This is a genomic window from Kiloniellales bacterium, from assembly GCA_030064845.1.
Classification (GTDB): domain Bacteria; phylum Pseudomonadota; class Alphaproteobacteria; order Kiloniellales; family JAKSDN01; genus JASJEC01.
The window spans coordinates 71,380-78,414 of sequence record JASJEC010000018.1 but is presented as its reverse complement, the minus strand read 5'-3'; the positions used below and the strand labels follow the sequence as shown (position 1 = coordinate 78,414).

Genomic DNA, 7,035 nt, shown 5'->3' with positions numbered 1-7,035 from the left:
CGGTAGGTCGCGACCCGGCGGCCCCGGGTCTGCTCCCGCGCGCTCGCGGTGATCGTCTCGCCCGGCCTGGCGGGCGCGGCGAAGGTCATGTGGGTGTCGATGCCGATGGCGATCTCGCCGTGGGAGTTGGCGGCCAGGCCAAAGGCCGTATCGGCCAGGCTGAACAGCACGCCGCCGTGGCAGGTGCCGTTGAAGTTGACGAACTCGGGACGGATCGCGATGCGCACCGTAGCGTGCCCCGGGCCGCCCTCGACCAGCTCGATGCCGAGATGGCGGACGAAGGCGTCGCGGGCCACCAGGCTTTCGAGCAGGGCTGCGAAGTCAGTCAAGCGTCTTGGCCGAGCGTTTGACCGCGCGCCGCGCCGCGCCGGCGAGGTCCAGATCGCCCTCGGCGACGGCGCGGCAGAGCTTCTCGATCTCGCTGTCGTCGGCGGCCAGGGCGGTGTCGCGCACCAGGGCGGCGGCGGCCGTGGCCAGCGCCCGGCGGATGCGGGCCCGCCGGCGGGCCCGGCGCGCCTCGGCGGTCAGGCCTGTGCCGCGCGCCTCCAGCGCCTCGGCCAGCGCCGCCACCCCCTTGCCCGTGGTGGCGACCGTCTGCAGGACCGGCGTGTCCCGGCCCTCGGCCTTCAGGGCCAGGGCGCTTTTCAATTGTTGCGCGGTCGCCAGGGCGGCCGGCAGGTCGGCCTTGTTGACCACCAGAAGGTCGGCGATCTCCAGGATGCCCGCCTTCATGGCCTGGATGTCGTCGCCCAGGCCGGGCGCCAGGACCACGACCTTGAGGTCGGCGACCTCGGCGATCTCGATCTCCGACTGGCCGGTGCCGACGGTCTCGATCACCACCACGTCCTTGCCGGCCGCGTCCATGGCGTCGACGATGCGCGCCGCCGCCGGCGAGAGGCCGCCGAGATGGCCGCGCGAGGCCAGCGAACGGATGAAGACCTCGTCGTCGCCGCTGTGCTGGCCCATGCGCAGCCGGTCGCCCAGGATCGCACCGCCCGAGATCGGGCTCGAGGGGTCGACCGCGATCACGCCGACCGACTGGCCCCCGTCGCGCAAGGCGGCGATGTAGGCGTTGACCAGGGTCGACTTGCCGGCGCCCGGCGGTCCGGTGAAGCCGACCACCAGCGCGTTGCCCAGGTGGGGCTGGAGCGCGCGCAGCAGGGCGCGCCCGGGCTCGCTGTCCGCCTCCAGCGCGGTGATTGCGCGGCTCAACGCCCGGCGGTCGCCGGCGACCAGTCGGCCGACCAGCTGGACCGTCGGATCGGTGGACACCTTGCGCTGTTTAGTACCCACTTTCAGGACTAAGTGCATTGTCTGATTGCCGAGACGGTTGTCCGGCTAGGGGGGCGTAGGCCCGGCGCTGCGCGCGGTGCGAAAGCGATGCCCGAGCATCGGTGAGTGCTGCTGACGACGTCCGGGCGGACGTCTCGGCAACCCTGCGGGCGAGCTATCAAGACTTTCGGCCCCGTTGAAACCAATGGGGGTCGCGCGGCCCTTGTGATGGCCCGCATCACGGCGGACCACGCTCCTAACCGAAAGTCTTGATAGCTCGTCATACGATGTACTCAGTCCTGAAAGTGGGTACTAGTCATGGCACGATGAGCGGTTCGCCGTTGCCCAGTTCGCGGCGCAGGCAGCCACAGATCTCTCCGTGAGTCACGCCCGAAAGGGCCGTCTCGACCACCGCCTCGTAGAGGTTGGCGCTCTCGTCGTTGGCGGCCCGGGCGAGGCCGTCGAGGCCGCGCCGGGCGGCCGCCTGGTCGCGCTCCGCCTTGTAGCGCCCGAGCCGCTCGAGCTGGGCTTCCATGCGCGCCGGGTCGGGACGGTGCAGAGGTTCGCGCGGCGCCTCCTCGCTCTCGTCGATGCGGAAGGCGTTGACCCCGACGATGGTCTCGCTGCCGTCCTCGACCTTCTGCTGGAAGGCGAGGGCGGAGCGGCCGATCTTCTCCTGCACCAGGCCGCTCTCGACCGCCCGGTACATGCCGCCGGCCTCGGAGATCTCCTCCATGACGGCGAGGATCTCCTCCTCCATCTGGTTGGTCAGGCGCTCGACGTAGTAGGAGCCGCCGAGCGGATCGATCACGTCGGTCAGATGGGCTTCCTCGCGCAGGATGTTCTGGGTCGAGACGGCGATGCGCGCCGCCTTTTCCGTCGGCACGCTGAGGACCTCGTCGTGGGCGTCGGTGTGCAGCGACTGCAGGCCGCCGAAGATGCCGGCGATCGCCTGGACCGCGACGCGGGCGATGTTGTTGAGCGGCTGCTGGCGGGTCAGGTCGACGCCCGAGGTCTGGGCGTGGAACTTGAAGCGCCAGGCCCGGGGATCCCTGGCGCCCAGGCGCTCGCGGGCCAGGCGCTGCCAGATCCGCCGGCCGGCCCGGAACTTCGCGATCTCCTCGAAGAAGGAGATCGAGATGTCGAAGAAGAAGGTGAAGCGGGGCAGGAAGGCATCGGGCTCCATGCCGCGCGCCTTGCAGTCCTCGGCGTACTGCAGGGCGGTCGAGAGCGTGAAGGCCATGGCCTCGGCCGGGGTTGCGCCGCTCTGCTGCATATGCTGGCCGACCACCGAGACCGGATTCCACTTCGGCAGGTGCTTGTTGGCGAAGGCGATGTGGTCGAGCAGCACCCGCCGGGCGCCGGGCAGCGCGAGGCGGAAGAACATGTGGTTCGCCACGTAGTGGGAGATGTAGTCGCTCTGGTTCGAGGTGCCGGAGATCTGCGACCAGGGAATGCCCCGCTTCTTGGCGACCGCCAGCAGCAGGGCGAGCAGGGTGAACGGCGATGGGTCGTTGAGCGCGGTCGAGAACTCGCCGATCGGAATGTCCCGGTAGCAGACCTCCATGTCCTCGACCGTGTTGACCACGGCGCCGCAGGTGCCGAGCAGCAGCGGGTCGACCTGGTCGCCGTCGAAGCCGCGGTAGACCGAGTTGCAGGGGATCAGGCTGCCCGCCGTGCTGCCGTGCTCGATGATGGTCTTGAGGCGCGCGTTGTAGTCCTCCGGCGTGCCGAAGCCGACCAGCTGGCGCTGGGTCCAGGTGCGGCCCCGGTGCATGCTGGGGTAGATGCCGCGCGTGAAGGGCTCCTGGCCCGGAAAGCCGAGATCCTCCAGGTAGCGGCCGCCGTCCCAGTCGGCCTCGGTGTAGAGCGGCTTGACCTCGAGCCCCGAGCGGTTGCGGATCGGCTGAGCATCGCCGACCTGGGCCGAGAAGTCCCGGCGCCAATCCGCCTCGGCTTGCTCGAAGCCCGGCAGAGCCAGTTGGAACGCTTGATCGGTCATGACGCAATCTCCGCTTCGAGCGCCCGGCGCGCCCTAGAACATGATCCGGATATGTGCCGGCACATTTCCGAATCATGCTCAAGGTGTTGATTTAAAGCAAGATTCACGGATCAGATTGATTCAATCTGATCCGATCTTGCTTTCGCGGCGAGGTCGGCGATGCGCCCGACGATCTCGTCCCGCCCGGAACCGGGGTGGAAGACCTGGCTGACGCCGGCCTCGACGAGCTGTGCTTCGTCCTCGTCGGGCACGATGCCGCCGACCACGACCCTGAGGTGGCCCAGGCCGGCCTCGCCCAGCGCCGTCATCAGCTTGGGCACCAGCAGGTGATCGGTCGCCAGCGAGGAAATGCCGATCACGTCGACGTCCTCCTCCTCGGCTAGGCGCACGACGGCGGTGATCTCCTGCCACGGCGGGGTGTAGATCACCTCCATGCCGGCGTCGCGCAGGAGCGCCGCGACGATGCGGCTGCCCCTGTCGTGGCCGTCCAGGCCCACCTTGGTCACCAGGACGCGCGGCGGCCGTGCGGCGGTTATCTGGGTCGTCGTCATGCAGGCTCTCCTTCTTGCAGCGCCCCGTCGCGCAGCAGCCGGACGCAGTGCCGTGCGATCTCGGCCGGGTTCGCGCGGCCGGGGCGGTACCAGGTCTGGGTCCAGTTGAGCGCGCCCAGCAGCATCAGCCGGAACTGCGCCGGGTCACGCTTGAGCGCCAGATCCTCCACCAGGGCCGTGAATCGGGCTTCGTAGCGGTCGCGCAACCGGGTCAGCTCGGCCGCGACCTCGGGCGCGTCGCCGGGCAGGACGCGGATCACGACCTTGGCGTAGGGGCTGTCCTCCAGGAGTACCTCGAGATGGGCCCGGCAGGCGCGCTCCAGGCGGTCCCAGGGGCCGCCACCGGCTTCCAGGGCCTGCTCGACCCGGTCGAGGATGCGGTTCACGCCGGCTTCGTAGACGGCGATCAGGAGGTCTGTCTTGGAGGCGAAATGGCAGTAGATCGAGCCGGGCAGCATGCCGACTTCCCTGGCGATGTCGCGCAGCGATGTGCCGTGAAAGCCGTGGGTCGCGAAGAGGCGGGCCGCCGCCTCCTCGACCAGGGGTCGGCGGCTGTCCTGGCGCCCCGGGCGCACGGCGGTCTTGTTCGACATGGTAATACCAAACGGTCGTTTGTTAGTCTTAAATCTAAGACCTCGGCACAGGCCGAGTCAAGGACCATGATCCGCTCTAGCGGTGCGTGTCGGTTCGGGGGTTCAAGCCGGGGGCGTAGGGCGCGTCCACGGTGTCGAAGCGCCGGCCCTCCAGCTTCTCGCGCAGGGTCTTGGCGCGCCCCACGATGATCGTCTCGAAGGCGTCCTCCGGCTGGAGCAGGGAGGCCAGCGCCAGGTGCCGGCGGGCGAGCGGCAGGTACTTGCTCTGCCGGGTCCTGATCAGTGCGGTGGCGAATTCGAAATGCAGGACCGGGTTCTCCGGATCCAGTGCGATCGCCTGCCTGAAGCTGGACTTCGCCTGCTTGAGGCTCGCGCCGGCCATCTCGCCGGCCAGCAGGTCGCCGACCGCGGCGACGATTTCGGCGTGCCAGCCGCCGAGCGCGGCGTGGCTCCAAGGGCTGCCGGGATCCAGAACCAGAGCCCGGTCGACCAGGCCCTTGGCCTCGTCCGCCGAGCCCTGGACCCAGTTCTCGATCGCCGACTTGGTGCGCGCGATGTAGCCGATGGCGATGGCCAGAAGGCGGTGCGCCTCGGCGTTTCCCTCGTCCAGCACGATCGCCTCGCGGGCGAGGGCTTCGGCCCGGCGGTAGAGCGCCAGGCGGTTCTTGGGATCCTCCGCCACCAGGGCCTCGGCCAGCAGCGCCCGGGCGGCGAGCGCGAGGCCCTCGGAGAGGCCGCTCTCGGTCGCCAGATCGGCCGCCTGCGCGAAGCTGCCGTCGTGATAGAGGTCGAGGGCGCGGGCGAAGGTCTGGGCGGGCTCGACGCGGACCGGCTGGGCCTTGCGGATCGTGAGATCGGCGCCGAGGGCGGCGCCGTGGACCAAGAGCAGCAACGCGGCCAGGCGGAGCGCGTTCATCGCGCGATCATCGCCTCGAAGAGGTCCGGATCGTCGAAATGACGCCGGCCGACGAAGGCGGTCGCGTGATGGCCCCACTGGCGCATGGCGCCCGGGCTGGAGACCCCCATGGGCCAGAGCAGGAAGCGTTCCAGGCGCTCGCTGCCGGCGACGAGGCCGTCTTCGCCGTAGAGGCTCCGCGTGCCGCCGCCCGGCAGGGGCAGGGCCCTCAGCTCCGACTCGCTGGTCATGGGGTAGACTACGTCGTTTGCCTCATTTTGGCCACGGCGACGTAGGGACAGGCCCTTGAGGTAGTGCGAGCGCGTCTCGATCCGCAGGACCAGGCGCTGAGCCGGGCCGACGGCCGGCGCCTGCGCCGGAATCGCCGTCTCCTCCGTCATCTCGCGCGATTGAGGGTCCTCGCGCAGCCGGGTCCCCGGCGCCGGAAAGAACAGGTGATAGCAGCCGCAGGGGTGGATCGTGTCGTAGACCAGCGGCTGGCCGTCGCTGCCTAGGGTCACCCGCCAAATCAGGCCGTCGAACTTGCCGGCCAGTATGTCGAAGGCCCCGTCCGGCGGCCGCTCCTGGAACCAGGCGGTGTAGCTGATCTGGAGCAGGGCCTCGCCCTTGATCAGGGTGTGGCCGACCCGGGTGAAGACGACGGGCCTTGTCTCGTCCACTCCGGCCAGGTCCGAGTCGGCCGGCCAGAAGGGCTGGCCGATTCGGTCGTAGGGACCGGTCACGTCGATCCGCCAGACCGGCGCGAAGGTGTCGACGATCCTGCGCAGGTCGTCGCCTACGGGCTGTGGCAGGCCGAATTCCGGGTCCCGGCTCGCGTCGAGGATGGCGGCGATCTGGGGCGCGCTCAGGCCCGGTCCGTCGCCCTCGGGGACGAAGTCGATCAGCCGCCCCTCGACCGGCAGGCTGTCCGCCGGCATCTCGAAGGCGGGCAGGTGGACCTCCTGCCAGCGGCTCCAGCCGGCGGAGGCGGCCAGGGCCATGAGGGGATAGGCGCCGAAGACCCGGGAGAAGTCGGAGTAGCTATCGGGCACCTTCGCCTTGTCGAGCAGCATCTGCCGGCGCTCGGGATCCGCCAGGTCGGCGGCGAGCAGGCGCGCGCCGCAGTCCTCGGCCGCCGCGACCGGCCCGACCGAGGGACCCCCGATCTCCCGCGCGAGTCGCCCGAGGTTGTCGCGTTCGGCTTCCGGCAGATTGCTCACCTCGGCCGCCAGCGCCTCGTTCTCCAGGGCGAGGAGATCGGCGGCCCAGGCCTCGAAGCGTTCCGGGTCGGCGCCGTTGCGGCCGAGGTCCCGGCCCAGCGCCGAGCGGAGGCGGTCGACCCGCAGGTAGGGAAAGCGGGCGATCCGCGCCGCCTCGGCGTCGCGCACCCCCGCCGATTCGATCCGCTCCTGGACCTCGGCGAGATAGGCGACGCAGGCCAGCTGCTCCGCCTCGCCGGGCGGAATGGCCTCGCCGTAGCGCTCCAGGTCTCCGGACACCGAGGCGCAGCCCGCCAGCAGCAGAAGGCCGGCGATCCCGCAGGCGAGACGCGCCGCGCCGCCACGCATAGGCGCGGGCGTCGCCGTCCGCCGCGCTCCTCGTCCTTTCGCTGTCGCCATGCGCTTCGCCCGCTTGAAGTGACCGCAATTCTTACTTAGACACTCGCGCCGGCCTTTCGGATCACGCTTGCGTGGGTGAAAAGCGGAATCGGCTAGGGCCTGT

At 70.1% G+C, this 7,035-nt stretch carries 7 protein-coding genes; all 7 read right to left on the bottom strand.

The features are described from left to right. On the bottom strand, positions 1-329 hold a 329-nt coding region (locus QNJ67_09415; protein MDJ0609182.1), incomplete at its 3' end, for a hotdog fold thioesterase. Next, positions 322-1,272 (bottom strand): methylmalonyl Co-A mutase-associated GTPase MeaB, encoded by a 951-nt coding sequence (meaB, locus tag QNJ67_09410; GenBank protein ID MDJ0609181.1) that lies wholly within the window; start codon positions 1,270-1,272, stop codon positions 322-324. The genes QNJ67_09415 and meaB, both read right to left, overlap by 8 nt. Before the next feature lie 316 nt (positions 1,273-1,588). Continuing rightward, positions 1,589-3,274, bottom strand: a complete 1,686-nt coding sequence (locus QNJ67_09405; GenBank protein ID MDJ0609180.1) for an acyl-CoA mutase large subunit family protein — start codon at positions 3,272-3,274, stop codon at positions 1,589-1,591. A 110-nt stretch (positions 3,275-3,384) separates the two neighbouring features. Further along, positions 3,385-3,825, bottom strand: coding sequence for a cobalamin-dependent protein (locus QNJ67_09400; GenBank protein MDJ0609179.1), 441 nt, complete (start codon positions 3,823-3,825; stop codon positions 3,385-3,387). Continuing rightward, positions 3,822-4,418: a TetR/AcrR family transcriptional regulator gene (locus tag QNJ67_09395; protein MDJ0609178.1), complete on the bottom strand. Its 597-nt coding sequence runs from the start codon at positions 4,416-4,418 to the stop codon at positions 3,822-3,824. The genes QNJ67_09400 and QNJ67_09395 overlap by 4 nt, the downstream gene beginning before the upstream one ends. Positions 4,419-4,494: 76 nt before the next feature. Continuing rightward, complete coding sequence (locus tag QNJ67_09390; protein ID MDJ0609177.1) at positions 4,495-5,334, bottom strand: hypothetical protein; 840 nt, start codon at positions 5,332-5,334, stop codon at positions 4,495-4,497. Further along, positions 5,331-6,932 (bottom strand): hypothetical protein, encoded by a 1,602-nt coding sequence (locus tag QNJ67_09385; protein ID MDJ0609176.1) that lies wholly within the window; start codon positions 6,930-6,932, stop codon positions 5,331-5,333. Before QNJ67_09385 ends, QNJ67_09390 begins: the two co-directional genes overlap by 4 nt. Positions 6,933-7,035: the final 103 nt, after the last annotated feature.

Excerpts from the sequence above, each read along its gene's own strand:
- QNJ67_09405 (MDJ0609180.1), bottom strand. The coding sequence starts at position 3,274 with ATGACCGATCAAGCGTTCCAACTGGCTCTGCCGGGCTTCGAGCAAGCC.
- QNJ67_09400 (MDJ0609179.1), bottom strand. The coding sequence starts at position 3,825 with ATGACGACGACCCAGATAACCGCCGCACGGCCGCCGCGCGTCCTGGTG.
- QNJ67_09395 (MDJ0609178.1), bottom strand. The coding sequence starts at position 4,418 with ATGTCGAACAAGACCGCCGTGCGCCCGGGGCGCCAGGACAGCCGCCGA.
- QNJ67_09390 (MDJ0609177.1), bottom strand. The coding sequence starts at position 5,334 with ATGAACGCGCTCCGCCTGGCCGCGTTGCTGCTCTTGGTCCACGGCGCC.
- QNJ67_09385 (MDJ0609176.1), bottom strand. The coding sequence starts at position 6,932 with ATGGCGACAGCGAAAGGACGAGGAGCGCGGCGGACGGCGACGCCCGCG.